Here is a 25,091-nt window from a genome sequence, read left to right as displayed (position 1 = left end):
ATGACTCAGATGAAAAATGTCTGTGGTGCCCTGCTCCTCTGGGCCCTTTGTTCCCTCCCGGCGCAGGCCGTCTGCCACTGGCCGGAGTGGGATCACTTTCGCCAGCACTACATCAGCGAAGAGGGCAGGGTCATCGACCCTGCCGAGGGGCGCCGCATCACCACCTCGGAAGGCCAGAGCTATGCCCTCTTCTTCGCCCTGGTCAACGATGACAGGGAGACCTTTGCCCGCCTGCTCGACTGGACGGAGCGGCAGCTCGCCCGAGGGGATCTGACCGGCTTCCTGCCATCCTGGCTCTGGGGCAGGCAGCAGGACGGCAACTGGGGCGTGCTGGACGCGAACAGCGCGTCCGATTCGGATTTCTGGATAGCCTACAGCCTGCTGGAGGCAGGTCGCCTGTGGGACAACCACAGCTACTCTGCCCTCGGCACCCTGTTGCTGCGCCGCATCGCCCGGGAAGAGGTCGCCACGCTGCCGGGTCTCGGCCCCGTGTTGCTGCCCGGGGCGAAAGGCTATGAGGGGGAGGGACGCTGGACCCTCAATCCCAGCTATCTGCCTCCACAACTGCTGGCCAGATTCGCCTCCTTCCAGGGGCCCTGGGGCGAGATGCGGGCCCTCTTGCCCAAGCTGTTGCAGGAGAGTGCGCCCCGTGGCTTTGCCCCGGACTGGGTGGACTGGCAGGCCGACAAGGGATGGCAGGTGACGGCGGACAAGGGCGACACCGGTGGCTATGACGCCATCCGCGTCTATCTCTGGCTCGGCATGCTGAGCGAGGAGGATCCCGCCAGGGCTTCCCTGGTGGCCCATTTTGCCCCCATGCTGGCGCAGCTGACCGAATCGGGTCATCTTCCCGAGCGGGTCTCCAGCCTGAGCGGCCAGGTTCAGGGCAAGGGGCCGAGCGGCTTTGCCGCCGCCCTCCTGCCCCTGTCACGGGGCTTGCCGGCGCAGGTCACCTTGCGCAAGCAGGTCTCCGATCACGGGCTGGATGCGGATGCCTACTACGGCAGCGTGCTGACCCTGTTCGGCGCAGGCTGGGATCAGGGGCGTTATCGCTTTGCCGCCGACGGTACCCTGCAGCCGGATTGGAGCGAGTCATGTCAGGCAGAGTGACCCTGGGGTGCCTGCTCGCCTGCCTGATGAGCGGAGCCCTGGCGCAAGGGACGGTACAGCCGGTGGCCTGGCTGCTGGAGCAGGTCAGGATTGGCGAGGCTCGTGGGCGGGAAGATCTCGTCAGCAACAGCCTCTATTCCCTCTCCCTGGTGGAGCCCGATCATCCGGAGCTGCTGGCAGCCCAGGCCCGTCAGGCCCTGCGCCAGGGCAAGGTCAAGGAGGCCGGGGCACTGCTTGCCCGCCTTGGCAAGCAAGACCCCGACTCTGCGCTCTATCGTCAGGGCATGGCCAACCTGGCCCTGAACGAACCGGCCAGGCGCCAGCAACTGCAACAAGCCAGGCTGCTGACCAGCGCCGGCAGGCTGGAGGAGGCCGAGCGTCTCTATCGCTCCCTGTTCTCCGGTGATTTGCCCCCCAATCTCGACGTGGCGGTGGATTATGCCCTGTTGCAGACACGGATCCCGGCCATGAAGGCGAAGGGGCTGGCAGCCCTGGAGGCACTCAACCGGCAATATCCGGGTGAGCCCAGAGTGCGGGGCGGGCTGGCTCGCCTCTATCTGGCGGACGGTCGGCGCCAGGGGGCGCAGAACCTGTTGCGCGAGATGGCGCGAGATCCCTATCAACGGGACGAGGCCGCCGAGATCTGGCTCGCGGACATCGAATCCCTGCCCATCGGGCCCGGGAGTATCGCTGCCTTGCAGGAGTACATGGTGCTCTTTGGCGAGGGGGATACCACCAAGGCGGAACAGCTGCTCGCTACCCAGGAGGAGAAGTGGGCCTCGCCTGCCTATCGCGCACGCCAGTCGGCGCTCGCAAGCACGGCGGGAGGTGGTGCCTCCATCTCCCGCTTGCAGCGTGCCCTGGCTGCCAACCCGGGGGATCCCGAACTCATGGGGGCCCTGGGGCAGGCCTACTCCCGCAACGATCAGCGAGCGCTGGCCATCGCCCAGTTTGAACGGGTGCTGGCACACCCCGAGGTGACCGACAAGGACAAATGGCGCAGCCTGCTGGCCACCAACCGCTACTGGCTGCTGGTGAGCCAGGGGCGCAGCGCCCTGGAACGGGAGCAGTGGGATGAGGCGGCGACCCTGTATCGCCGTGCCATCGCCCAGGATGGGCGTGAGCCCGAAGCCTGGCTGGGGCTCGGAGACAGCGAGCGTGGCCGCCATCGCGATGCCGACGCGGAGTCCGCCTACCGCAAGGCGCTCGCCATGGGGAGCGCGCGGGAGCGGGCACTGGCCCGCCTGTTCGATCTCTACAAGGAGCAGGATCCGGCGCGTGCTCTGGCCCTGCTGGAGCAGCAGGGCCCCCCCGGGATGCAGGCCGAAGGGCGGCGGCTCAAGGCCGGGCTGTTGCAGGAGGAGGCCGATCAGCTCGATCGGGCCGGCAAGGTGGCGGCGGCGCTGCGCCTTCGCGAGCAGGCACTTGCGCTGACCCCGGAAGAGGTGTGGCTGGCCTATCGAGTGGCCGATACCCGGGCCCGTCTCGGGGAAGCCGGGAGCGGGGAGCGGCTCTTGCGGGAACGGCTGGCGGCGCGGCCCCAGGACGCCACCCTGCGCTACGCCACCGCCCTCTATCTCTCGGGGCAGGACAAGACGGTGGAGGCGAGAGGGGTGCTGGCCGCCATCCCTAGGTCCGCCTGGACACAGGACATGGATGCGCTGGATCGGCGCCTCGCCCGTGACGAGGTGCTCGCCAGGGCGAGGGCGAGTCACGAGGCCGGGGATGATGAGGGGGCCGAACGCCTGCTTCAGCCGTTGCAGCCGGATGAAGAGGCGAGCCTGATGCTGGCGGAGTGGGCCACGGATCGGGGGGCCTATGCACTGGCGGAGCAGCGCTATCAGGAGGTGCTTGCCCGCACACCGCAACAGCCCGAGGCCAGGCTCGGCATGGCCGAACTGGCCAGGGCCAGGGGCGATCTGGCAAAGGCCCGTCACTGGCTGCCCGCCTGGCCGGTCAGCCCGCTGCCCCCGGAGGGGGCCAACTACTACCGCCGGGTAGCCAATCTCTATCAGGCGCTGGGAGAGGGCGAGACAGCCCGCGCCATCTTCACCGACTACGAACCCCTGGTGGCGATGCAACCGGCCTCCCAGCAGACGGCGCTGTTCTGGCGCGATGCCGCCCGCCAGCGCGTTGCCGAGCATGATGTGGAAGGGGCTCTGGTGCGGGATCGCAAGGGGCTGGTGGCCGCAGGTCTGGCCCCCCGCGAGGATCTGGAGGGGGGCGAGCTGACCCGGCTGGCACGCAGTCAGGATGGGGAGGGGTGGCTGGCATCCGGCCTGCGCAGCGATCTTGACAGACATTACCGGCAGAGTCAGACCACCTTCTCCCTCGACAGCGATTACTGGGGCTCCAGCGGTACCGGGGGCTACTCGGATCTGCGGGCACTGACCCAGATGGCGCAACTGGATACGCCGCTGGCCGGTGGTACCGCCTTCGGCCGCCTTGAACTGGTCGACATGGATGCCGGAGATCTGCCGGACTCCCCTTACCGGGCGCAGTTCGGTACCTGTGCGGCCAGGGACTGCCACGGGGACGCGCACCAGCAGAGCCGGGGCACCACCCTGGCGGCAGGCTGGCAGCGGGGGGCCTGGGCGTTCGATCTGGGGACCACGCCCCTCGGTTTCGAGGTGGTGGACTGGGTCGGTGGCGCCACCTTGACCGGTGACTGGCACACGCTGGGGTGGGGGATGACCCTCTCGCGTCGGCCCGTCAGCAGCTCGCTGCTCTCCTATGGGGGAACGCTGGATCCGGGCACGGGCATCAGCTGGGGCGGGGTGCGGGCGAACGGGGTCCGCCTCGATCTCAGCCGGGATCTGGGAGGGGCCGTCGGGTTCTGGGGCAGCGCCCAGCAGCACCTGCTGACCGGCAAGAACGTGCCCGACAACTGGCGCACCCGGCTCATGGGAGGGGGCTATTACAAGTTCGTCAACGAGACCCATCGCCGTGCCAGCGTGGGGATCAGCACCATGCTGTGGCACTACCAGCAGGATCTGGGGGGCTATACCCTGGGGCAGGGGGGGTATTACAGCCCGCAAGGGTACTTCTCGCTCTCGGTGCCGGTCAGCTACCGGCAGCGTACCCCGGACTGGTCGTGGGAGCTGGGGGGATCGGGATCCTGGTCCTACGCCCGAACCGACGACAGCCGTCGCTACCCGCTGGAAGGCCTGCTGCCCGCCGGTTTGCCAGACAGAAATGCGCCTGTGAAAGGGGGCAGTAGCAGTGGATTCGGCTACACCCTGAATGGCGTGGTGGAACACAGGCTGACGGAACACTGGCGCATCGGTGGCCGGGTGGACATCCAGCAGGCGGATGACTATGCCCCCAGCCATGTCACCCTGTTCCTGCGCTACACCTTCAAGCCCTGGCAAGGGGATCTCGACATGCCGCCAAGGCCTCTCACCCCCTACGCGGACTTCGACTGACAGAGGCGCCCGTCATCACCGGGCGCCCTTATTTCAGATAGGAACGCAGTACCCTCACCACCTGATCCAGATCGTCCAGCCGCTCGGCATGGGTCGCCTCCTCGGCGCCAAGATGTTCGCGCATGTGCCCCTCCAGCACCTCCAGCATCAGGCCGTTGACGGCGCCGCGGATGGCGGCGATCTGCTGCAGGATGGCGGCGCAGTCTGTTTCCTGCTCCAGGGCGCTCTCCAGGGCGCCGGTCTGCCCCTTGATGCGTCTGACCCGTGCCAGCAGCTTCTTCTTGTCGTGAACCGTGTGTGACATGCAGGATCCTCTCGATCAATAAAACTATACTGGGGTATAGTATATAGCATCCTCGTTTTCAGGAGAAATCCATGCCATCCCTCGCCTCATCCCACTGTCACCACCCCGTCGTCCACGAAGGGAATCCCCTGGCCGAACAGAAGACCCGCTGGGCCGTGCTGCTCACCGTCGTCATGATGGTGGCGGAGATCGGTGGCGGCTGGTTCTACAACTCCATGGCGCTGCTGGCCGACGGCTGGCACATGAGTTCCCATGCCCTTGCCCTCGGCCTCTCGGTGCTGGCCTATCGCGCAGCCCGCCACTTTGCGCGGGATCACAGGTTCAGCTTCGGTACCTGGAAGATAGAGGTGCTGGGGGGCTTCAGCAGCGCCCTGCTGCTGGTGGGGGTGGCGGGATTGATGCTGTTCGAGTCGGTGGCCAGGTTGCTGGACCCCAGCCCCATCCATTATCAGCAGGCGATCGGCATTGCCCTGCTGGGCCTGCTGGTGAATCTGGCCTGTGCCTGGCTGCTCAGGGACGATCACGGCCATCACCATGGTCACGACCACCATCACGGTCATCACGACCACTCGCACGATCACCACCACGGCCATCAGGATCTCAACCTGCGCGCCGCCTACCTCCACGTGCTGGCGGACGCGGCCACCTCGGTGCTGGCGATTGTGGCGCTGGTGGGAGGCATGTTGTGGGGGGCGGACTGGCTGGATCCCCTGATGGGCATCGCCGGGGCCGTGCTGGTGGCGGTGTGGGCCAGGGGGCTGCTGCGTGATACCGGGCGCGTCTTGCTGGATGCGGAGATGGATGCGCCCCTGGTGGACGAGATCCGCGAGGTGATCGCCGAGCTGCCTGGCGCCGAGATCCGCGATCTGCACGTCTGGCGGGTGGGGCAGATGCAGTATGCCGCCGCGATGTCGTTGCAGATGGCGACCCCGGTCCCGGCACAGGCGATCCGCGAGCGCCTCGCCATCCATGAGGAGCTGGTGCACCTGACCATCGAAGTGTCTGCCGACTGACGCCCCTGGCGGGGGTCAGCGGGGAGGCTCGCTCCCCTGATCCTGCCAGAGGGAGCCCAGCATCAGCCTCAGCAGCAGTCCCGGCGGGTCGTCGAGCAGGCGGCCCGGCTCCAGCAGCAGGTGGCCGTCGGCACGAAAGCCCAGGCTGGCGTGGACCTTGCCTTCCTCGCCACACACCTGGAGGAGGCCGTTCAGGGAACCTCCCTCGCCGGGTTGACAGCGCAGCCGCAGCTCCCGTGGTTCCCCCAGCAGGGTGAAGGCGCGGGCGAGGGGCGGGCTCTCTTCATAATCCGGCCAGTTGAAGAAGTGATAGCGTTCGGCGAGCATGCCGGCCTGCTGGCAGAACTGATCGAACAACTGGGCAATGCCCTGATACTCCTGGTCCAGCCGCCTGGCCTGCTCCTCAATCCGTTTCATCACCCAGCCCCCTCTATCCATTTGATTGGACATTGATTTCGTCACTCGCTCCCCTCTTTCCGCTGGTATGGGCCGAAAGCGGTGCCAGGTCTGTGAGCGCGATCGAGTTTTCGTTATGAAAACGTTATCTTGTTGATGCGGATTGGTTTTTTTTGCCCATCCGCTCACATTTACGGCAATTCCCGCTGATTAATATGGCACCGCTCGGCAATGACCGGGTACTCGGATATCGAGACTAACTACAGCGGGAATTATAAAAAAATGGATATGAAAAAGACCAAAGTGGCGCTGGTAACAGCCTCACTGCTCGCGCTTTTGTCAGGCTGTAACGACAACAGTTCTTCTGCTCCTGCCCCTCAGGATGAGCCCGTCGCTCGTCTTCCCAACGTCCAGCCCCCGGCCGAACTGCTGACGGCCGGCCCCGACGAAGCGGTCATCGCCCTGGTGGATACCCAGACCAGCGCGGCGCGCGGTGTCACCGGCCCGTTCGCCAGCCACAGCCTGCACCTGTGGAACAACGACGCCTGCAACTCGACCTCGGAGGGCGGCCTCAACACCGGTTGGGATGACAAGAGCAAGACGCCGTCCGCGGCGGACAGTTTTGGTCCGGCCTGGGTCGTGCCGCTCTCCAAGATGGAAGGCTGCATCAACTTCATCGCCCGCAACGGCGATCTCGCGAACCTGACCGGCAGCGACATGAAGGTGGTCTTCAGTGATCACCCGGATCGCACCGTGGCCATCGTCGCCGGCAAGAACGAGATCTTCGGCAGCCGGGCGGAAGCCTTCACCGCCGCCTTCGGCGTGGCGGGGGCCAGTGCCCATCTCATCGACGACAACACCCTGATTTGGCAAGGGGGCAAGGACAAGCCCTATGTGCGCCTCTACTACACAGAGTCAGGCACCATCACCGCAAACAGCGAGGGTGTATTCGATTTCCCCTACCTCAAGCTGACCCCGACCAGCCTGACCGAAGAGCAGCAGGCCAAATACCCGCACCTCAAGGATGCCGCCGCCTTCGCCCTGCCTGCGGGGAAAGATCTCAAGCCCCTGCTCAAGGGTGAGCTGGTCGCCATCGGGACCGATGCGGACGGCATCCTGCAGGGGGCGACCCTGGTGCAGAGTGCCGGTGCCCTGGATGCCCTTTACAGCGAAGCGGCCACCAAGCTGGCCTACGGCGCCGTGGTGGAGGGAGGCAATGTCACCTTCCGGCTCTGGGCGCCGACCGCCAAGTCGGTCAAGCTGGCGCTGTTCGACGAGCAGCACAAGTCGCTTGGCGAGCGCGCCATGACCCTGGACGAGGCCAGCGGCAGCTGGAGCGTGCAGGGGGGCAGCGATCTTGTCGGCAAATACTACCGCTACGATATCCAGGTCTATCACCCGGTCAGCCGCAAGCTGGAATCCTATCAGGTGACCGACCCCTACTCCCTGAGCCTGGCGATGAACTCCGAGTTCAGCCAGGTGGTGGATCTCGACGATCCGGCCCTCAAGCCGGAAGGCTGGGACAGCCTCAAGGCGCCCCACAGCCAGAAGAACCCCGCCGACATCACCATCTATGAGGCCCACGTCCGGGATCTGACCGGCAACGACGAGTCGACGCCGGTGGATCACCGCGGCAAGTTCCTCGGGCTGACCGACAGCGACAGCGTGCCCGTCACCCACCTGAAATCCCTGGCCAAGAGCGGCGTCAGCCACCTGCACCTGCTGCCGGTGTTCGACATCGCCACCGTCAACGAGGATCCGGCCAAGGTGGCCAACATCGGCGATGACTTCAGCAAGCTGTGCGAGGTCAATCCCGAGGTCAAGAACTCCAGGTTTGCCAGCCACTGTGGTGGCGGCGAGACCATCGAAGCCGTGCTCGGTGATCTGCAAGCCAGCGACAGCAAGGAAAACCCCGTGGTGCAGGAGCTGTACGGCTACCTGCGCGGGGTGGACTCCTTCAACTGGGGCTATGACCCCTACCACTACACCACCCCGGAAGGCTCCTACGCCACCAATGCGGAGGGGACGACCCGGATCAAGGAGTTCCGCGAGATGGTGCAGGCCATCAAGCAGAACATCGGCATGAACGTGGTGATGGACGTGGTCTACAACCACACCAACGAAGCGGGTCTCGGTTCCAAATCCGTGCTCGACAAGATTGTGCCCTGGTACTACCAGCGCCTCAATCCGGAGACCGGTTCGGTGGAAAACTCCACCTGCTGCTCCAACACGGCGCCGGAACACGCCATGTTCGCCAAGCTGATGGATGACTCTTTGGTCACCTGGGCACGGGACTACAAGATCGATGCCTTCCGCTTCGACCTCATGGGCCATCACCCGAAAGATCAGATGGTGCAGGCCCTGGCCGAGGTGAAGAAGGTCAATCCGGACATGTACTTCTACGGCGAGGGGTGGAACTTCGGCGAGGTGCAGGATGACAAGCGCTTCGTGCAGGCGACCCAGAAGCACCTGGCCGGTACCGGCATCGGCTCCTTCTCCGACCGGCTGCGTGATGCGGTGCGCGGCGGCAGCCCGTTCGACGGCGGCGAAGCCATTCGCAAGACCCAGGGCTTTGGCAACGGCGCCCTGGTGGATGCCAACGAGCTGGACGGCGTCGATCTCGCCACCGCCCTGCATCAGTCCGATCTGGTGCGCCTCGGCATGGCGGGCAACCTCAAGGAGTTCGTGCTGACCGACAAGGACGGCATTCCGAAGAAAGGCTCCGACATCGACTACAACGGTCAACCGGCGGGCTATGCCCAGGATCCGACCGAAATCCAGAACTATGTCGACAAGCACGACAACCAGACTCTGTTCGACAACCTGGTGTACAAGGCACCCGCCGGGGCCGACCTGGTGCGGATGCAGGGGGTCTCTCTGGCGACCGCCATGCTGGGTCAGGGCATTCCCTTCACCCACGCGGGTGTCGAGCTGCTGCGTTCCAAGTCCATGGAGCGGGACAGCTACGACTCCGGTGACTGGTACAACCGGGTCGACTACGGCTTAAGTGACAATAATTTTGACAAAGGGCTGCCGCGCAAGGACAAGGACGAGGCCAACTACGAGCTGATCGAGCAGGTGCTCGGCCAGCACGCCAAGCCGGGTTCGGCCGAGATGCATCAGATGGTGAACTTCTACCAGGAGCTCTCCGAACTGCGTCAATCCTCTCGTCTGCTGCGTCTTGGCAGCGGCGCCGAGGTGATCAAGCGGGTCGACTTCCGCAACACCGGCCCTGAGCAGATCCCGGGTCTCATCGTGATGAGCGTGGATGACGGGGTGGGCGCCGGTGCGGATCTGGATCCGGCCATCGACGGCCTGGTGGTGATGATCAACGCCACCAATCAGCCCCAGAGCATCGGCGATTTCCGTGACGGCAAGGATCAGCCCATCGATCTGACCGGCATGGTCCTGAGCGGTGCCCACCGTGACTCCGACAGCATCGCCAGCGGTGCGGCCAATGACAGCGGTCAGCTGACCCTTGGCGCCTGGTCGGCGGCGGTGTTCGTCAAGCCGCAGAGCGGTGCCCAGGGCGCGGGGCTGCCGGTGAGCAAGAAGACGGATCTGAGCACCTTGCCTCCCTTCGGTGACACCGAGGTGTTCGTGCGCGGTTTCCTGAATCAGTGGGATCCGGTCAACAAGATGAACTTCAGTGGCAACTTCACCTATGAGTTCACCACCGAGGTGACGGCGGATCAGCTGGGGTCGACCCAGGTGAAGATCGCTGGCAACGAGTGGAGCGGACCCGTCAATTACGGCAAGTGCAGCGATACCGACCAGCTTGCGACCGGCCAGGTCAATACGCTCTGTGCCAATGGCGGGGATCTGCCGTTCAACGTGGAGAAGGCTGGCACCTACAAGTTTGTCTTCACCGCCATGAACAAGGACAAGCCCACCCTGAGCGTCAGCTACACCGAACCGGCGCAGAGCTGCAAGGTGCTGGATACCGTCGCGGGCAATCCGCTCGGCTTCCCGCTCTATGTGCGCGGCAGTCTGAGCGACTGGAACGCCCAGCCGGCCTACCAGCTGAGCTACAAGGGGATGGAAGGCAACCTCGCCATCTATCAGGCCGCCTTCAACTACGCGGGCAGCTTTGACTTCAAGTTTGCCAACGACGATGGCAACTGGAGCAAGCAGTTCTTCGTGAAGGATGCCGGTGGCACCCTGATCGCACTGGAGCCCGAGCAGGTTTACCCGCTCCAGCACGGCGACGGTGGCATGGGCAACAACAGCATCACGCTGGAACAGGGTCTGTGGAGCTTCCTGGTGAAGGTTGACCCGACCCAGACTTCCGGCGAGGTGGGCAGCGTCATCATCCAGGAGTGCAGCGCCAAGTAAGTCTTTCCCATCGAGCCCGGGGCTGGCTCGGCAGCCCCGGGTTGAATTCCGCCTCGCCAAGGGCGGGATAACACCGAGAGAGTAAGCAAAGCGCGACTGCCGACCGGCAGCCGCGCTTTTTCTTTGCTCGTGGGCGAGGCAATAAAAAAGCCGCCCCGTTGGGGCGGCTGTTGGTTGTGCCGTCAATGGCCGGCTTAGCGCTTGCGCAGCAGGCGCAGGGCGTTGGCGGTGACCAGTGCGGTGGCGCCGGTGTCAGCCAGCACCGCAATCCACAGGCCGGTGATGCCGAGCAGGCTGGTGATCAGGAAGATGGCCTTGAGCCCCAGCGCCAGCGCGATGTTCTGGTGGATGTTGGCCAGTGCCGCACGGGAGAGCCGGATCATGGCGGCGACCCCGCCGAGCTGGTTGTGGGTCAGCGCCGCATCGGCGGTCTCCAGCGCCACGTCGGTACCGCCTCCCATGGCGATGCCGATGCTGGCCCGCTTCATGGCCGGCGCGTCGTTGATGCCGTCGCCAATCATCGCGACTTTCTGGCTGAGGCCGAGCTTGGCGATTTCATCGACCTTGCCCTCCGGCAGCAGGCCGGCGCGCCAGCTCATGCCGAGCTCACCGGCGATGGCCTCGGCGGCGCGGGGGTTGTCCCCGGTCAGCATGATGCTCTGCAGGCCGAGCTGGTTGAGCTCTTGCAGTGCCGCAGCCGCTTCCGGCCGGATCTGGTCGCGCAGGGCCAGCAGGGCGGCCGGGGCGGCGTCAGGCTGACCGAGCACCACCACCGTCTTGCCTTGCTGCTCCAGGGTGGCGACCCGCGCCTGCATCGCCGCATTCAGGGTGGCGACCCGGCTCGGTGCCAGCAACTGCCAGAGGGCGCCGTCGATGCGACCTTCCACGCCCATGCCGGGCAGGGCGCGCAGCTCCTGGGCGGCAGCGAGGCTGAGGCCCCGTTCGCTGGCCGCCGTCACCACGGCGCGGGCCAGCGGGTGGTGGGAGCCCTGCTCGATGGCCGCCGCCAGTGCCAGCAGGTCGGCCTCAGACTGGCCATTGAGGCTCACCAGTTCGGTCAGCTGCGGCTTGCCCAGGGTCAGGGTGCCGGTCTTGTCGAAGGCCACGGTATCGATGTGGGCGAGGCGCTCCAGCGCGGCGCCCCCCTTGATGAGGGCCCCCTGCCGGGTGGCTGCCGCCAGCGCCGAGGTGACCGCCGCCGGGGTGGAGATGACCAGGGCGCAGGGGCAACCGATCAGCAACAGCGCCAGCCCGCGATAGACCCACTCGTCCCAGCTCTGGCCGAAGGCGAGCGGCGGTACCAGCACCACCAGCAGGGCAACCAGCATCATGGCCGGGGTATACCAGCGGCTGAAGCGGTCGATGAAGCGCTCGATGGGGGCGCGCTGGGTCTCGGCCTCTTCGATGAGATGCAGGATACGGTCGATGGCGTTGTTGCCGGGTTCGGACACCACCTCGAGGCGCAGCACCCGATCCGCCGCCAGGCTGCCGGCGGGGACCTTGTCACCCCGGCGGCGCTCCACCGGGATGGATTCGCCGGTCAGGGCGCTCTCGTCAAAGGCACCGAGGGGGTCGAGCAGGCGGGCATCGGCGGCCAAGCGGGCGCCCGGGGCGATTTCGATGATGTCGCCGGGGCGCAGCTGGTCGGCAGCGACTTCTTCCCGCACTTCGCCCTCGGCAGTGGTGCGGATGCGCAGCGCCTTGTCGGGCACCAGCGCCATCAGGGCGGTGACCCCGGCGCGGGCGCGGCCGGCGGCGTAGGCCTCCAGATGTTCGCCCAGCATGAACAGCAGCAGCACCATGGCCGCTTCGGCGGTTTCACCGAGGAACAGGGCCCCCACGGCGGCGACCGTCATCAGGGTCTCGATGGCGAAGGGGGAGCCGCTCTTGGTCAGCGCCCACGCCTTGCGGGAGATGGGCCACAGCCCCCAGAGGGTGGCCAGGGTAAAGAGCGGCTGACCGAGCTGGTTCGGCAGCAGGGCCGCCATCCCCATCAAGCCGGCGAGCGACAGGGGCTGCCAGTATTTGCCGAGCAGGTTGCTGACTCTCTGCATCAGCGGGCTGCGGTCCGGTTCGCTGCGAGCCGTGTTCTGAGCTCCCCCTTTGAGCTGGAAGCCGGCGGCCAGCACGGCGGCGGTAACGGGGTCGGGGGAGAGGCCGGGGGCCAGATCCACCACCAGCTTCTCGGTGGCAAACAGCACGCGGGCCTGTTGCACGCCCTCCACCCGGCTGACGGCGGTCTCTATCTTGCGGGCACAGCTGGGACAATCCATGCCCAGCACCTGCCAGCTATGGCGGCGGCTGTTCTGCTCGGGGCTAGCCAGCGGCGGCTCGGTCGCGGCGGTCGTGTGGGCGTGCCCCTGCTCATGATGATCGTGGTCGTGTTCGTGGCCGTGGGCTGTGTCGGTGGCGCAAGCGCCTCTGGGGGGCTCTTCATCACCCGGGCCGTCTGCGCCACTTTGCCCCTGATGATCGTGGCGGGTCGGGTTGGCGACACCACTGGCCTGTGTCGCGTTGTCGCAGCAGTGGCTGGTGTGGCTGTGCCCGGCCTGTGGGGTGGCGGCCTTGCTGACGGCCTTGATGGGGGCGGCGGCGTGTTGATGGCTGCAGCAGGATTTGCTCATGATGCGTTCCTCTTGAGGGATCCCGCCCCTGCGGGATCCTGGATGACTAAGCCGAGTGTAAACCTTGGTGTAAAGTCCAAGGTCAAGTCCTCTTCTTCTCTTTGTCCGGGGCCATGTCAGTGGCCGCTGAGCTGCCTCTGGAGCAGGGGGGATGCAAAGGGATGCCAAATCCCTTTCATTAGCGGGTGTTTGTCATCCCGTGGCGGGCCTATACTGGGGACCCTGGATCCCACATCAATCATCAAGGACCTAACATGAGCAATACCGTCACCCTGCAAGGCAACCCCGTCTCCGTCACCGGCCACTTCCCCGTTGCCGGTGAGCAGGCCAAGCCCTTCTCCCTGGTTGCTGGCGATCTGTCCGATGCGACCCTGGCGACCTTCGCCGGCAAGCGCAAGATCCTGAACATCTTCCCGAGCGTCGACACCCCGACCTGCGCCACTTCCGTGCGCAAGTTCAACGAGCAGGCAAGCGCCCTGAACAACACCGTCGTGCTGTGCATCTCTGCCGACTTGCCGTTCGCCCAGGCCCGTTTCTGCGGCGCCGAGGGTCTGGACAAGGTGGTGAACCTCTCCACCCTGCGCGGTGTCTCCTTCCTGCAGGACTACGGCGTGGCCTTCTCCTCCGGCCCGCTGGTGGGTCTGGCTGCCCGTGCCATCGTGGTACTGGATGAGCACGACAAGGTGCTGCACAGCGAGCTGGTGGCCGAAGTCGCCGACGAGCCGAACTACGCCGCCGCCCTGGCCGTTCTGTAAGTCGCGCCACAGGCTGATTGCCTGACGGCCTGCCCCGTTCACACGGGGCAGGCCGTTTTTATTGCGCTCCCGAACCTTTTACTTATGGGGTGGGTCTGGCTAGACTTCGCCTCCACATCCTCGTTCAGCCTGTATCTGCGATCCCCATGACGTTTGACGAACTCGCCCTTGCCCCCGCCCTGTTGCCCCTGCTGCCCGCAGCGCTGGAAAAACCGACCCCCATTCAGCAGCTAGCCATTCCTGCTGCCTTGTCAGGACGGGATCTGCTTGCCCTGGCCAGGACCGGCAGTGGCAAGACCCTGGCATTCGGCCTGCCGCTGCTGCAGAGGCTGGACGCAGCCAGCGACCGGGTACAGGGATTGGTACTGGTCCCCACCCGGGAGCTGGCAAGCCAGGTGAGCGCCGCCCTGCAGGAGATTGCCGACGGGTTGGGGGTGCGCCTTCTGACCCTGTGTGGCGGGGTGGCCCAGGAGTGGCAGGAGCGGGAACTGGCTCTCGGCCCCCAACTGCTGGTGGCGACCCCCGGACGGTTGCGGGACTTGCTGGCCCAGCAGACGCTGGGGCTGGGTGCCCTGCGCATGCTGGTGCTGGATGAAGCGGATCGCCTGCTGGAGATGGGGTTCTGGCCCGACATCCAGTGGCTGATGAAGGCGATGCCGGAGGCGCGGCAGCAGATGCTCTTCTCCGCCACCTTGCCGGTCGAGCTGGAGAGCCTGGCCTCGGGCCTGCTGCAGGATCCGGTGCGCATCGAGGCCGAGCCGCTCAACAGCCTGGTGAACGACATCGAGGAGCGGCTCTATCTGGTCAACAGGAGCAGCAAGGTGCCTGCGCTGATCGCCCTGCTGGAGGCCGGAGAGTGGCCCCAGGTGCTGGTCTTCATCAGTGCCAGGGACGACGCGGACGGGGTTGCCAAGAAACTCGCCAGGGCTGGCATGACGGTGGCAGCCCTGCACGGAAACAAGGATCAGGCCACGCGGGAGCAGGCGCTGGCGGATTTCAAGGAGGGCAGGGTGCGGGTGCTGGTGGCCACGGATCTGATGGCGCGCGGCATCCACGTGGAGGCATTGCCGGTGGTGATCAATCTGGATCTGCCGGAGCATGCGCCCGTCTACGTGCATCGTATCGGTCGTACCGCCCGTGCCGGGCAGAGCGGTCTGGCCATCTCCCTTACCTGCCACGGGGATGGGGAGGCGCTCGAGGGGATCCGGGCCCTGACCGGTCGGCCCCTGCCCCTGGCGGCGCTGGCAGGTTTCCCGGTGACCGACAAACCCGCCAGCGGGGAGAGCAAACGGGCGCCAAGAGACAAGCAGGCGAACCGTCGCACCCAGGGCAAGCGCAGCATCAAGCAGTTCAAGGGCAAATCCTGAGACGGACTTCTTGCCCCCGGCGGGAGCCTGTCGTCGTGAAGGAGAGGAGAGACCGGCAGCGCGCCCGGGGGCGCGCCAAACTACACGGCAAGGGGGTCAGTCGTGGAACTGGTTGATCAGGCGGGAGAGGTTTTGCAGCCGCTCCACCAGCAGGGTGATGCCATCGAGGGCCTGACGGCTGTTGTCCGCGGTGTGGCTCGCCAGTTGGTGGATCTGGTGGATCCCCTGATCCAGGGTGCTGGTGACATCCGCCTGCTGGCTCACCGCCTGGGCTATCTCGTCGCTGGTGTGGGTCACCCGGGCCAGCATCCGGTTGATCTGGTCGAGCACCTCGGCGGTGGCCCCCATGTGCTGCTGACAGAGCACTGATGTCTGGGCCCCCTGCTCCATGCCATCGGACAGTTGCCGGGTACTCTGTTGCAGCGCCCCTATCATGTCGCTTATCTCGCCGGTGGAGCTGCGGGTCTTCTGGGCCAGGGCCCGTATCTCGTCGGCCACCACCGCAAAGCCGCGCCCCTGTTCACCGGCCCGTGCCGCCTCGATGGCCGCATTGAGGGAGAGCAGGTTGGTCTGATCCGCAATCTGCCCGATCACCTCCAGAATGCCGTTGATCTTCTGGCTGTCCTGGGTCAGGCGCGCCAGCACGCCCTGGCTGGCGTCCAGCTCCTGATGAAGCCTGTCGACCGAATCCCGGGTGGTGGCCAGCGCCTGCTGACCACTGGCGGACACCTGCTGGACCTCGCCCACCAGCGCATTGGCTTGGTGGGCATTGTCAGCCACATCGCGGATGGACTGGCTCATCTGGGTGATGGCCGCCGCCAGTTGCTCGCTCTGGGCCCGCTGCTGTTGCAGGTGAGTGTCTATGGTCTGGATATGCCCCCTGTCATCCTCCGCCGCCTGCAGGATCTGCTGGTTGGTGTCCGCGCTGCGACCTACCACGGCGCGCAGCTCTGCCTTCTTCATGCGCAGCAGCAGTTCAAGGGCGGCCAGGCTGTCCTGACGCCTGGCATAGAGTACCTGGCAAAGGGCGCTGCCCTGCTCCTCGCCCGCCATGGCCAGCAGCCTGGCCAGCCGCCGTTGCAGATGCCTGCCATGTCCCATCTGGGCCAGCAAGCAGAGCAGGGTGATGACGCCCCACCCCGGCTGGCCGGTGACCAGACTGGCCCCCATGCCGAGCAGGGCGGTGCCAGAGAGCAGCAGACACAGCTGCCCCGGCTCCAGGGTCAGCCGGGTCAGCCAGGGCAGTGCCTTGCCGTCACGGATCCGGGCATAGAGCTGCTCTGCCCAGGCGATGTCGTGATCCTGGGGACGGGTGCGGACAGACTGGTATTCGATGATCTGCTGCTGATCGTTGAGAATCGGCGTGACGTAGGCGTTGACCCAGTAGAACTGACCACTCTTGGCGCGGTTCTTTACCAGCCCCATCCAGCTCTTGCCTTGTTGCAGGCGGCGCCACATGTCGGCGAACGCGGCCTTGGGCATGTCGGGGTGGCGGACCAGATTGTGGGGCTCCCCTTCCATTTCGGTCGCGCTGTAGCCCGCCACATCGCAAAAGTGCTGGTTGGCATAAGTGATGTGACTGGCGGGATCCGTGGTCGAGATCAGTGATATGTGATCGGGGAAACGGATCTCCCCTTCGTGCCGGGTTGTGGTCATGTGCGCATCCTGAATGAGCCAAGTAACTGATAAAATTATTTTTTATTTTTGTGGTTGTTACGGCGTCATTGTAGATGCGGACTGTTACACCACCTTGGCTTGGGTCAATAAATCAACACGGGAAAGGCTGAAAAAAGTCGTAGATGGCGGCTCAGCCGCGGGGAGTGAAGTCGTGGATCTCCCCCGTCCTCGGCTTGAAGCGGGGGTCATTGTCTTCTGCGCTGGCGACCCAGGCCATGGCCTGGCAGAAACTCTCCTGCTTGGCGAAGGCATCCCGGGCCTGATCGATGGCTCGTTCGGCATTGCGCCGCTCCATCTTGCTGGCCTTGCGGTCGCTGAACTGCTTCTGCTGGCTCAACATCCATTCGAGGAAGGCCTGGCGGCATTCGGTTTCATCGGCGGCCTTGGCGGGAAGGGCAACAAACAGGGCAATCAGGAGCAGAGCACGCATGGCAGGATCGGATCACGGGGTTGATGAATGAAAAGAGGCGGCATTTTATGCCGGGAACTTGAACAGGAACAGTGCCAGGAGGGGTCAGATGTCCCGACCCCTCCCCGGACTCAGTGTTTGACGAGGTAGAGCTGACGGCTGTAGGCCACGTCTTCCGGGTTGTTGATGGGATACCCCTTGAGCCAGGGCTTGATGAGCCGGGCATTGGTGTACTGGTAGATGGGGGCGATGGGGGCCTCCTTCTGCAAGATGGCCTCGGCCTCATCGAACAGGCGGGCCCGTTCTGCGGGATCCTGACTGTTGGCCGCCTGCGCCAGCAGCTTGTCGTAAGCCGGGTTGGCGAACCGGGCCATGTTGCCGCTGTGGCCCGATCCCCAGAGCCCGAGGAAGGCGGAGGGGTCGTTGTAATCGGCGACCCAGGAGGAGCGGATCACCTCGAACTGGCCGCTTTGACGGCTGTCGAGATAGGTCTTCCACTCCTGATTGGTGAGCTCGACCCGGGCCCCCAGCTTCTGTTTCCACAGGTTGGCGATGGCCAGTGCCATCTTCTTGTGAATTTCCGCCGTGTTGTAGAGCAGGGTCAGCTTGAGGGGATTGCTTGGGCCGTAGCCCGCTTCTTTCAGCAGGGCTCTGGCACGCTCGTCCAGCGCCTGCTGACTGCTGGTGGAGAGCAGATTGGGCTTGGGGTCGAAGTCGGCGGTCACGTCCGGGGTGAAGTGGTAGGCCGGTTTCTCCCCGGTTCCCAGCACCTTGTCGGCAATCAGGCCCCTGTCGATGGTGTAGGAGAGCGCCTGGCGCACCCGCACATCATTGAGGGGCGGGCGTTGGGTGTTGAAGGCGTAGTAGTAGGTGCCGAGCTGTTCCGGGGTATAGACCTCCCCCGGGATCTGGGCCATCAGGCTCTGGTACTGCTCCTTGGGGAAGGATTCGGTGATGTGCAGATCCCCGGCCAGATAGCGGTGGGTGGCCGCGCTCTCCTGGTTGATGGGCACGAAGGTGACGCGGGTCAGCACCGTGTGGGCGCGATCCCAGTAGTAGGGATTGGGCGTCAGCTCCAGTTTCTCGTTCACCACCCGGTGACTCAGCACGAAGGCGCCGTTGCCCACCAGCTTGCCGGGCTGGGTCCACTGGTTGCCATATTGTTCCATGCTGGCCCGGTGCAGGGGCGACAGGCTGGGATGGGTCAGCAGGCTCAGGAAATAGGGCACCGGCTGGGAGAGGGTCACCTTCAGGGTATGGTCATCGACGGCCTCCACCCCGAGCGCATCGGGGGCCAGCTTGCCTGCCACTATGTCGTCCACCTTGTCGAAGCGGGCGAGCTGGGCGAACCAGGCGAAAGTGGCGGCTTCCCTGGGGTCAACCAGCTTGCGCCAGCCATAGACGAAGTCGGCGGCGCGCACGGGGTCGCCGTTGGACCAGCGGGCATCCGGCCTCAGGTGGAAGGTGAATGTCTGGTTCCCCTCGTTGTCCCAGCGGGATGCCACCCCGGGCAGCACCTTGCCGTCCGGCCCCTGGGTCAGCAGCCCCTCGTAAAGGTCTCTGAGGACCTGCAGCTCCGGCAGTCCCACCAGCTTGAGAGGGCTCAGGCTCGCCGGTTCATCCTTGAGATGACGGACGACGGCCTGCTCGGCGGCGAGTGGGGTGCCGGGTGGCACATCGGCAGCCTGGACGCAGGCACAGCCCAGCAGGGCCAACAGGGGGCTCCATCCTTTCATGGTGAATCCTTCAAAATGTGTGAAGCGGGGAGAAAACTCGGCGAGAATGCATCGCCGGCAGATGGGAAATCATGATATCCCCTTTGCTGGTCAGACCGCCAGCATGAGTCCCATTGATATCCGATGCGGCTGTCAACGAAGGGGCGCCGTGAGCGCCAGGAAAAGGAGAGAATGATGAGAGCATGGATCTTGTTGGTCTGCGTGCTGAGCCAGGGGGCCTGGGCGTTGGCCCCGTGCGAGAAGAGCAGCCCGGTGGGAAGCTGGTGCGAGGTGAACATCGAGGCGCTGCACCCCACCCAGGGTGGCGTGGGTCAGTTGCAGGTGGATACCACTGCCCGGGAGCTGGCGGACAAGGGCGAGAAGCAGCTCGACAAACTGATGAAAAAGAAAGAGATCCCCATCGTCATCGCGCCGGATGGGGGTTACTGGCTGGTGGACAGGCACCACCTGACCAAGGCGCTGTGGCAGCAGGGGGTGAAGCAGGTCAGGGTCAAGGTGATTGCACGGTTGCAGGACAGGGCCAATTTCTGGAGCCAGATGCAGAACAACCACTGGGCCTGGCTCAAGGATGAACGGGGTCAACCCCTGACTCCCGAGCAGTTGCCCGGTCATATCGGTGAATTGCCGGATTATCCCTACCGCACCTTGGCGGGGCTGTTGCAGGATGCGGGCTACTTCAGCAAGAAGGATCAGGTCTACTTCGTCGAGTTTGCCTGGGCCAGCTGGCTCGGCCAGCAGATGGCCTGGCAGCCGATCGATGAGGTCAACCTCGCGGATCGCCTCGCCGAAGCCAAACGGCTGGCGTGCAGCAGCAAGGCGGCGGATCTGCCTGGTTACCCCGGCAAGCAGTGTCGCGTCAATCCGTCACAAATTGCGAAATGAGCAAATATATTCACAAGAGAGGGCGACACCGGGTCGCCCTTTTTTGTATTCAGCGCCCAGTGAGTGGGCTCGAATGCTCTTGCCACTGCTTGGCCGCTTGCTCTAGCAGGGACACTTCCCCTTGCTGGATCCAGGGGAGCAGCGCCTGTACCTTTTCATCGGGCCAGTCCCACCAGGCCAGCGCCTGCAGTCGCACGATGTCGTCATCGCCGAAACGCATTCGCAGGACTTTGGCGGGCGTCCCTGCGACCATGGCGTAGGGGGGGACATCCTGATTGACCAGCGAGCGCGCTGCAATGATGGCACCATCACCAATACTGACTCCGGGCATAATCATCGTGTCCATGCCGATCCAGACATCATTGCCTATGCGGGTATCGCCAGCCGGTCGATAACTGCGCTTGAGTGCCTCCATCTCCAGAAACGGATAAGTACTGATGAAGTCGGTATTGTGGGTATGGTTGCCCCCCATCAGGATCTTCACACCTGCGGCGATCTGCACGTAGTCGCCGATGTGAAGTCTGTCGATATGCCATAGCGGTTCCCAGCCAGTGTCGGGATGGCGGCTAAAGCTGTCGCCATGTAGATAGCGTACGGCGGCGTCTTCGAACGGACCGTCCCAGGCGCCGGAGTAGTAGCTGTGCTTCCCCTTGAGACAGATGTTGGGATTGGTCACAGTCAGGTGCAGATATTCGACCTGAGACCAGTGCTTGCAGGGTTTCATCTTGGTATTCCCTCTTGTTGATGGATCTGGTTAGTGGCGTTCGATTGAGCGCAGCTAATAGATCCAGACCAGCATGCGGGGGATGCAGAGCAGGGAGCAGCCCAGCATTTGAGGGAGACGAGGCGTCATGAGTGATGCATGCAGTTGAATATCGAGGGTGAGGATCGTAATCGAGACGCCCCAGGTAGCCAAGTGCTATAAAAACCAGCACAAAGGGTCTGGTTGATATTTGTTCTCGATTGGCCATGATACAGACTCCACTCGTGTCGGCAAAGGAGAGGAACATGGAACATCAGAACTGGCAACGTTACATGCTGGAGGCGGAGAATGCCCTTGGCATGGGGGCTCTGGGCACGGCGATCTGCCTCTATCAGCAGGCTCTGGGGGAAGTCTATGAGCTGGCCTCCGGGGATCTGGACGAACTGGCCAGCATGCGGGTCGCCACCTGTCACCGCATGGCCGATTTCTGGCGTGCCATGGAAGAGCCCGCCTATGAACTGCGCTACCTCAAGCTCGCCTCCGAGCTGGTCACCGCCCTGGTGCCCCAGTGCCCCAACCGGGAGTGCGAATCCCTCATCAGTGAGCTGGGCTGCTGCCGCGCCGCCCTGCTCTCCTTCTTGAAGCGCCACCCCAATCCGGAGATTGCCCGGCTTATCCAGGTGCAGGACAGGGTGCAGGGCTGCGAGTTGATAGGCCGGTTCCGTCTCAACTGAGTTCAGCGCCGTTTTTGCAGCTTGCTGGCGATGCGGCTTTGCGCCTCTTCCCCTTGCAGGGCCTGGGCGAAGGCGCGCGCTTCCAGGTCGATGACGAAATGCACCGCCTGTTTGAGCTCCTGCTTGAGCAGCGCCTTGCTCTTCTGAAGCGCCATCGGCGGCTTGGCCGCCAGTTTCAGTCCCTGCTCCCGAGCGAAGGGGAGCAGGTCCGCCGGGGCCAGCACCTGGTTGGCGAGCCCGAGATGCAGCGCCTCTTCCCCATCGATGGCCTCTGCCATCAGCAACAGCTCCGCCGCCTTGAGGTGACCGACGGCGCGTGGCAGCAGCAAGCTGGCGGCAAACTCCGGTACCAGCCCCAGCTCGACGAAAGGCAGCTGCAGCCGGGCGTTGTCACCCAGATAGACCAGGTCGCAGTGCAGCAGCAGGGTAGTGCCGATGCCGACTGCCGGGCCGCCCACGGCGGCGATCACCGGTTTGGGGAAGTCGGCCAGGGTGTGCAGAAATTGCAGGATGGGATCGTCCGGCTCAAGGGCGTGCTTGCCAACAAAGTCGGCCAGATCGTTGCCGGCGGTGAAGCACTCCGCCTGGCCCTGCAACAGCAGCACATGGACCTCTTCGTCCCGGGCGGCCTGGCGCAGTGCGTCGGTCAGCGCCAGATACGTCTCCGTGTTGAGGGCATTGCGCTTTTCCGGTCGATTGAAGGTCAGGGTGAGCAAGCCGTCCTGCTGTTCGGCCAGAATTGTGAGGGCCATGTCTGAATCCTTGTTGTCGGGGGCTGTCAAAAGCTTGCCACAGGGGTAAGCTTTGCTTCGTTTAACAACATCATAAAAGGATTTCAACCATGTTTAAACGTGCGTTTTATTCCACCATGGCACTGCTTCTGGCCGCCCCGGCCCTGGCCAAGGTCGACGCGGTCGATGGTTATGTGCGCCTGCTGCCCCCTGGCTCGCCGAACACGGCGGCGTTCATGGTGCTCAGGAACGATGGAGACAAACCGGTGAAACTGGTGGCGGGGGCGTCCCCTGAGGTGGGCCGTGTCGAGCTGCACACCCATTTGCACGAGAACGGCGTCATGAAGATGCGCCAGGTGGAGAGTATCGAGATCCCGGCCAAGGGGGAGGCCGTGCTCAAGCCCGGCAGCCTGCACATCATGTTGTTCGACATCCATACCCTGTCCCAGGGCACGCCCTTCCCGCTGACCCTGACCCTGGACGATGGGCAGACGCTGTCACTGAGCCTGCCCGTGAAGCCGGTCGAACCCATGAAAGGGATGAAGCACTGACATTTATGGACGCTTGTTCAGCTTTTTACTCTAGGTATTCCTTGCCCAGCGGGTAAAATGATGGCCTTTCCAGTCCAAAATGGAGCGAAGTGATGAAGAAGACCCTGATTGCCGGCACTGTGATGGCTCTGCTCAGCCATGGGGCCATGGCCGCCAATGACTGGCGTTTTGCGGCGGGTGCCGATCTGTGGAATGCCCAGGGAAGTGGCCAGGTCAGCAGCGTGGGTGCCGATGGCAGCTACGACGAGAACTACAACTGGAGCGGCTACCTGCAACTGGAGCACGGCATCCTGCTGCTGCCCAACGCCAAGTTCGAAATGTCCGACTTCAGCAGCAGCGGCGGCAGCTTCAACAACGATCTGCTGGCTTACGACCTGAGCCTCTACTATCGCCTGTTCAACAACGACCTGTTCCAGATCGATCTGGGTCTGACCGGTCGTCGCTACGACGGTGATTTTAACACCCAGCACTACTCCTATGACAAGGATGTGCTGATGGCCTACACCGGCGCCGAAGTGCGTATCCCGGGGACCGGCTTTGCCGCCTTCGGCGATGCCCGCGTGCAGGATGCCGACAACTACGACTACCGTCTGGGCGGTTCCTACAAGTTCTCTTCCGTGCCGCTCAAGATCCGCGCTGGCTGGCGTGAGGCCGAGATGGACTTCGACCGCGTCGATCAGACCATCGACGGCTGGTTCATCGGTGGTGAATTCACCTTCTGATCTCCCTGAGGAGCACACATGGGCCACATCATAGTGACTGGCGCGGGGTCCGGACTGGGCCGCGCCCTGACCATAGGGCTGGTTGAACGCGGCCATCAGGTTTCCATGATGGGTCGCCGTTACCAGAAACTGCAGGAGCAGGAAGAGCTGCTCGGCAAGGCGGTGATCGGCATTGCCGCCGATCTCGCACACCACGAAGAGGTGGATGTCGCCTTTGCCGCTGCGGTGGAGTGGGGCGGCCTGCCCGACATGGTGATCCACTGTGCCGGTGTCGGCGAGTTCGGCCCGGTGGGTGTCTACACCGCCGAGCAGATCCGCCGGGTGGTGGAGAGCAATCTCATCTCCACCATACTGGTGGCCCAGCAGACGGTGCGCCTCATCGGCGACAAGGGCGGCGTGCTGGCGAATGTGCTCTCCTCCGCCGCCCAGACCGGCAAGGCCAACGAGAGCCTCTATTGCGCCTCCAAATGGGGGATGCGCGGCTTTCTCGAATCCTTGCGGGCCGAGCTGAAGAGTGCTCCCCTGCGACTGGTGAACCTCTATCCGAGCGGGATCCGCAGCGAGTTCTGGGAGAATTCGGATCACGTGGATTCGAGTGGCTTCATGACGCCGGAAGACGCGGCAGCCTACATGCTGGATGCGCTGGCCGCGAGAAGCAGCTGCCATGTGACCGATCTCTTTATCGGTCGCAATGCCTGAAGCGCCGTGAACCGGCCCCGTCGCCAGATGACAAGGAAACAAAAAGCGCGCCATTTGGCGCGCTTTTTCATTGATGTGCAGTGCTAAATTATCTGCTTGCCTGCTTCTCTTTACGCCGGGCCATCATGGATTTGAAGGCGGGTAAATTCAGTGCCGACATGGCATGGATGATTGATGATGCATGTCGGCACATATTATTTCCGAGTCGCATATTCCCGCAGGAAGGATGGAATCACCTGTTTTGGCTTCTTGCCAAGGGTCAGCAGCAATGCAAAGTCCGGGTCGATAATGCCATGTCGACACGCCAGCTCTTCCAACAAGGCAAGCCAGAGGTGGGCCGTCACCTCTGCATCCGCCAGGGCACGGTGAAACACCCCGTCATTGGGCAGGCTCCGGTATTGCACCAGGGTACCCAGCTTGTGATCCGGGGCATCGGGAAACAGGCGCCTCGATAGCAGCAGGGAACAGGCGAACTGGCCGCGGTATTGCGCCGGCAATCGCTCTATTTCCGCATCCAGAAAGCGCTTGTCGAAGGAGGCGTTGTGGGCGACCAGATTGTCATCACCGATAAAGTCGACGAAATCCGCCATCACCTCGTTACAGGGGGGAGCCTGTTTCAGCATGGCATTGCTGATCCCGGTATATTGCTCGATGAAGCTGCTCACATTGAAGCCCGGATTCATCAATGCCGAGAAACGCTCACTGATATGACCATCCTTGATTCTGACGGCACCGATCTCGATGGCTCTATCCCCTTGTCCGGGTGAAAGCCCTGTGGTCTCGAAGTCGAGCACGACAACGGTATTGGCTGAGGCGATGGACATAACTTCTCGGGCAAGCTGGGTAAAGAGCGCCAGTCTAGGAAATCAGCCGTACCGTGTACAGGGCAATGCAGTTATCTCATTGGTTCACGCTGGA

20 protein-coding genes are annotated in these 25,091 nt (G+C 64.0%); 11 read left to right on the top strand and 9 right to left on the bottom strand.

What is annotated here, in order from left to right; genetic code table 11:
* Together bcsZ and bcsC are read left to right on the top strand one after the other, a co-directional pair.
* Complete coding sequence (gene bcsZ, locus AB7E19_RS17365) at nt 1-1,110, top strand: cellulose synthase complex periplasmic endoglucanase BcsZ (protein ID WP_225315799.1); 1,110 nt, start codon at nt 1-3, stop codon at nt 1,108-1,110.
* Complete coding sequence (gene bcsC, locus AB7E19_RS17360) at nt 1,095-4,535, top strand: cellulose synthase complex outer membrane protein BcsC (protein ID WP_322131723.1); 3,441 nt, start codon at nt 1,095-1,097, stop codon at nt 4,533-4,535. Before bcsZ ends, bcsC begins: the two co-directional genes overlap by 16 nt.
* Before the next feature lie 28 nt (nt 4,536-4,563).
* On the opposite strand, the gene AB7E19_RS17355 is transcribed toward bcsC, so the two are convergent.
* Complete coding sequence (locus AB7E19_RS17355) at nt 4,564-4,839, bottom strand: metal/formaldehyde-sensitive transcriptional repressor (protein ID WP_052814969.1); 276 nt, start codon at nt 4,837-4,839, stop codon at nt 4,564-4,566.
* Between the two features lie 71 nt (nt 4,840-4,910).
* On the opposite strand from AB7E19_RS17355, the gene dmeF reads away from it, so the two are divergent.
* Nucleotides 4,911-5,852: a CDF family Co(II)/Ni(II) efflux transporter DmeF gene (gene dmeF / locus AB7E19_RS17350; protein WP_043155840.1), complete on the top strand. Its 942-nt coding sequence runs from the start codon at nt 4,911-4,913 to the stop codon at nt 5,850-5,852.
* A gap of 15 nt (nt 5,853-5,867) precedes the next feature.
* On the opposite strand, the gene AB7E19_RS17345 is transcribed toward dmeF, so the two are convergent.
* The gene (locus AB7E19_RS17345) at nt 5,868-6,269 is read right to left on the bottom strand and encodes a hypothetical protein (protein ID WP_322131722.1); all 402 of its coding nucleotides are present in this window, start codon (nt 6,267-6,269) and stop codon (nt 5,868-5,870) included.
* Between the two features lie 261 nt (nt 6,270-6,530).
* On the opposite strand from AB7E19_RS17345, the gene pulA reads away from it, so the two are divergent.
* On the top strand, nt 6,531-10,583 hold the full coding sequence (gene pulA / locus AB7E19_RS17340) for a pullulanase-type alpha-1,6-glucosidase (protein WP_124244083.1): 4,053 nt from the start codon (nt 6,531-6,533) through the stop codon (nt 10,581-10,583).
* Between the two features lie 194 nt (nt 10,584-10,777).
* On the opposite strand, the gene AB7E19_RS17335 is transcribed toward pulA, so the two are convergent.
* Entirely contained in the window at nt 10,778-13,207 is a 2,430-nt protein-coding gene (locus AB7E19_RS17335; RefSeq protein WP_322131721.1) for a zinc/cadmium/mercury/lead-transporting ATPase, read from the bottom strand.
* A gap of 254 nt (nt 13,208-13,461) precedes the next feature.
* On the opposite strand from AB7E19_RS17335, the gene tpx reads away from it, so the two are divergent.
* Both tpx and AB7E19_RS17325 read left to right on the top strand, forming a co-directional pair.
* The gene (tpx, locus tag AB7E19_RS17330; protein WP_128296427.1) at nt 13,462-13,962 is read left to right on the top strand and encodes a thiol peroxidase; all 501 of its coding nucleotides are present in this window, start codon (nt 13,462-13,464) and stop codon (nt 13,960-13,962) included.
* A gap of 146 nt (nt 13,963-14,108) precedes the next feature.
* A complete protein-coding gene (locus AB7E19_RS17325; RefSeq protein ID WP_128296426.1) occupies nt 14,109-15,329 on the top strand; it encodes a DEAD/DEAH box helicase in 1,221 nt (406 codons plus the stop codon).
* A 96-nt stretch (nt 15,330-15,425) separates the two neighbouring features.
* Here the strand turns inward: AB7E19_RS17325 and AB7E19_RS17320 are convergent, their stop codons facing one another.
* The 3 genes from AB7E19_RS17320 to AB7E19_RS17310 form a co-directional block, all read right to left on the bottom strand.
* A complete protein-coding gene (locus AB7E19_RS17320; protein WP_322131817.1) occupies nt 15,426-16,985 on the bottom strand; it encodes a PAS domain-containing methyl-accepting chemotaxis protein in 1,560 nt (519 codons plus the stop codon).
* 151 nt (nt 16,986-17,136) lie between these two features.
* Nucleotides 17,137-17,436, bottom strand: coding sequence for a hypothetical protein (locus tag AB7E19_RS17315; RefSeq protein ID WP_010672856.1), 300 nt, complete (start codon nt 17,434-17,436; stop codon nt 17,137-17,139).
* A gap of 110 nt (nt 17,437-17,546) precedes the next feature.
* Nucleotides 17,547-19,151 carry a peptide ABC transporter substrate-binding protein gene (locus tag AB7E19_RS17310; protein ID WP_128318329.1) on the bottom strand — a complete coding sequence of 535 codons (1,605 nt, stop codon included), beginning with the start codon at nt 19,149-19,151 and terminating at the stop codon, nt 17,547-17,549.
* A gap of 174 nt (nt 19,152-19,325) precedes the next feature.
* Between AB7E19_RS17310 and AB7E19_RS17305 the strand changes: the two genes are divergently transcribed.
* Nucleotides 19,326-20,033: a ParB-like protein gene (locus AB7E19_RS17305; protein ID WP_045523357.1), complete on the top strand. Its 708-nt coding sequence runs from the start codon at nt 19,326-19,328 to the stop codon at nt 20,031-20,033.
* A 49-nt stretch (nt 20,034-20,082) separates the two neighbouring features.
* Here the strand turns inward: AB7E19_RS17305 and AB7E19_RS17300 are convergent, their stop codons facing one another.
* Nucleotides 20,083-20,757, bottom strand: coding sequence for a CatB-related O-acetyltransferase (locus AB7E19_RS17300; protein WP_043155848.1), 675 nt, complete (start codon nt 20,755-20,757; stop codon nt 20,083-20,085).
* Between the two features lie 284 nt (nt 20,758-21,041).
* On the opposite strand from AB7E19_RS17300, the gene AB7E19_RS17295 reads away from it, so the two are divergent.
* The gene (locus tag AB7E19_RS17295) at nt 21,042-21,470 is read left to right on the top strand and encodes a DUF2753 family protein (protein WP_010672859.1); all 429 of its coding nucleotides are present in this window, start codon (nt 21,042-21,044) and stop codon (nt 21,468-21,470) included.
* Nucleotides 21,471-21,472: 2 nt separating this feature from the next.
* On the opposite strand, the gene AB7E19_RS17290 is transcribed toward AB7E19_RS17295, so the two are convergent.
* Nucleotides 21,473-22,222 (bottom strand): enoyl-CoA hydratase, encoded by a 750-nt coding sequence (locus AB7E19_RS17290; protein ID WP_264787322.1) that lies wholly within the window; start codon nt 22,220-22,222, stop codon nt 21,473-21,475.
* Between the two features lie 89 nt (nt 22,223-22,311).
* Here AB7E19_RS17290 and AB7E19_RS17285 point away from each other — a divergent pair, with 89 nt between their 5' ends.
* From AB7E19_RS17285 to AB7E19_RS17275, 3 genes are all read left to right on the top strand, one after another.
* Nucleotides 22,312-22,752 (top strand): copper chaperone PCu(A)C, encoded by a 441-nt coding sequence (locus AB7E19_RS17285; RefSeq protein WP_322131815.1) that lies wholly within the window; start codon nt 22,312-22,314, stop codon nt 22,750-22,752.
* Nucleotides 22,753-22,844: 92 nt separating this feature from the next.
* Nucleotides 22,845-23,474 (top strand): TIGR04219 family outer membrane beta-barrel protein, encoded by a 630-nt coding sequence (locus tag AB7E19_RS17280; protein WP_043155850.1) that lies wholly within the window; start codon nt 22,845-22,847, stop codon nt 23,472-23,474.
* Between the two features lie 18 nt (nt 23,475-23,492).
* Entirely contained in the window at nt 23,493-24,173 is a 681-nt protein-coding gene (locus AB7E19_RS17275; protein ID WP_045523363.1) for an SDR family oxidoreductase, read from the top strand.
* 194 nt (nt 24,174-24,367) lie between these two features.
* On the opposite strand, the gene AB7E19_RS17270 is transcribed toward AB7E19_RS17275, so the two are convergent.
* Nucleotides 24,368-24,997: a 3'-5' exonuclease gene (locus tag AB7E19_RS17270; RefSeq protein WP_049635944.1), complete on the bottom strand. Its 630-nt coding sequence runs from the start codon at nt 24,995-24,997 to the stop codon at nt 24,368-24,370.
* Nucleotides 24,998-25,091 lie beyond the last annotated feature (94 nt).

Source organism: Aeromonas sp., from assembly GCF_050252055.1.
GTDB lineage: Bacteria > Pseudomonadota > Gammaproteobacteria > Enterobacterales > Aeromonadaceae > Aeromonas > Aeromonas caviae.
The sequence above is the reverse complement of the archived record's forward strand: the minus strand, read 5'-3'. Positions and strand labels throughout refer to the sequence as shown.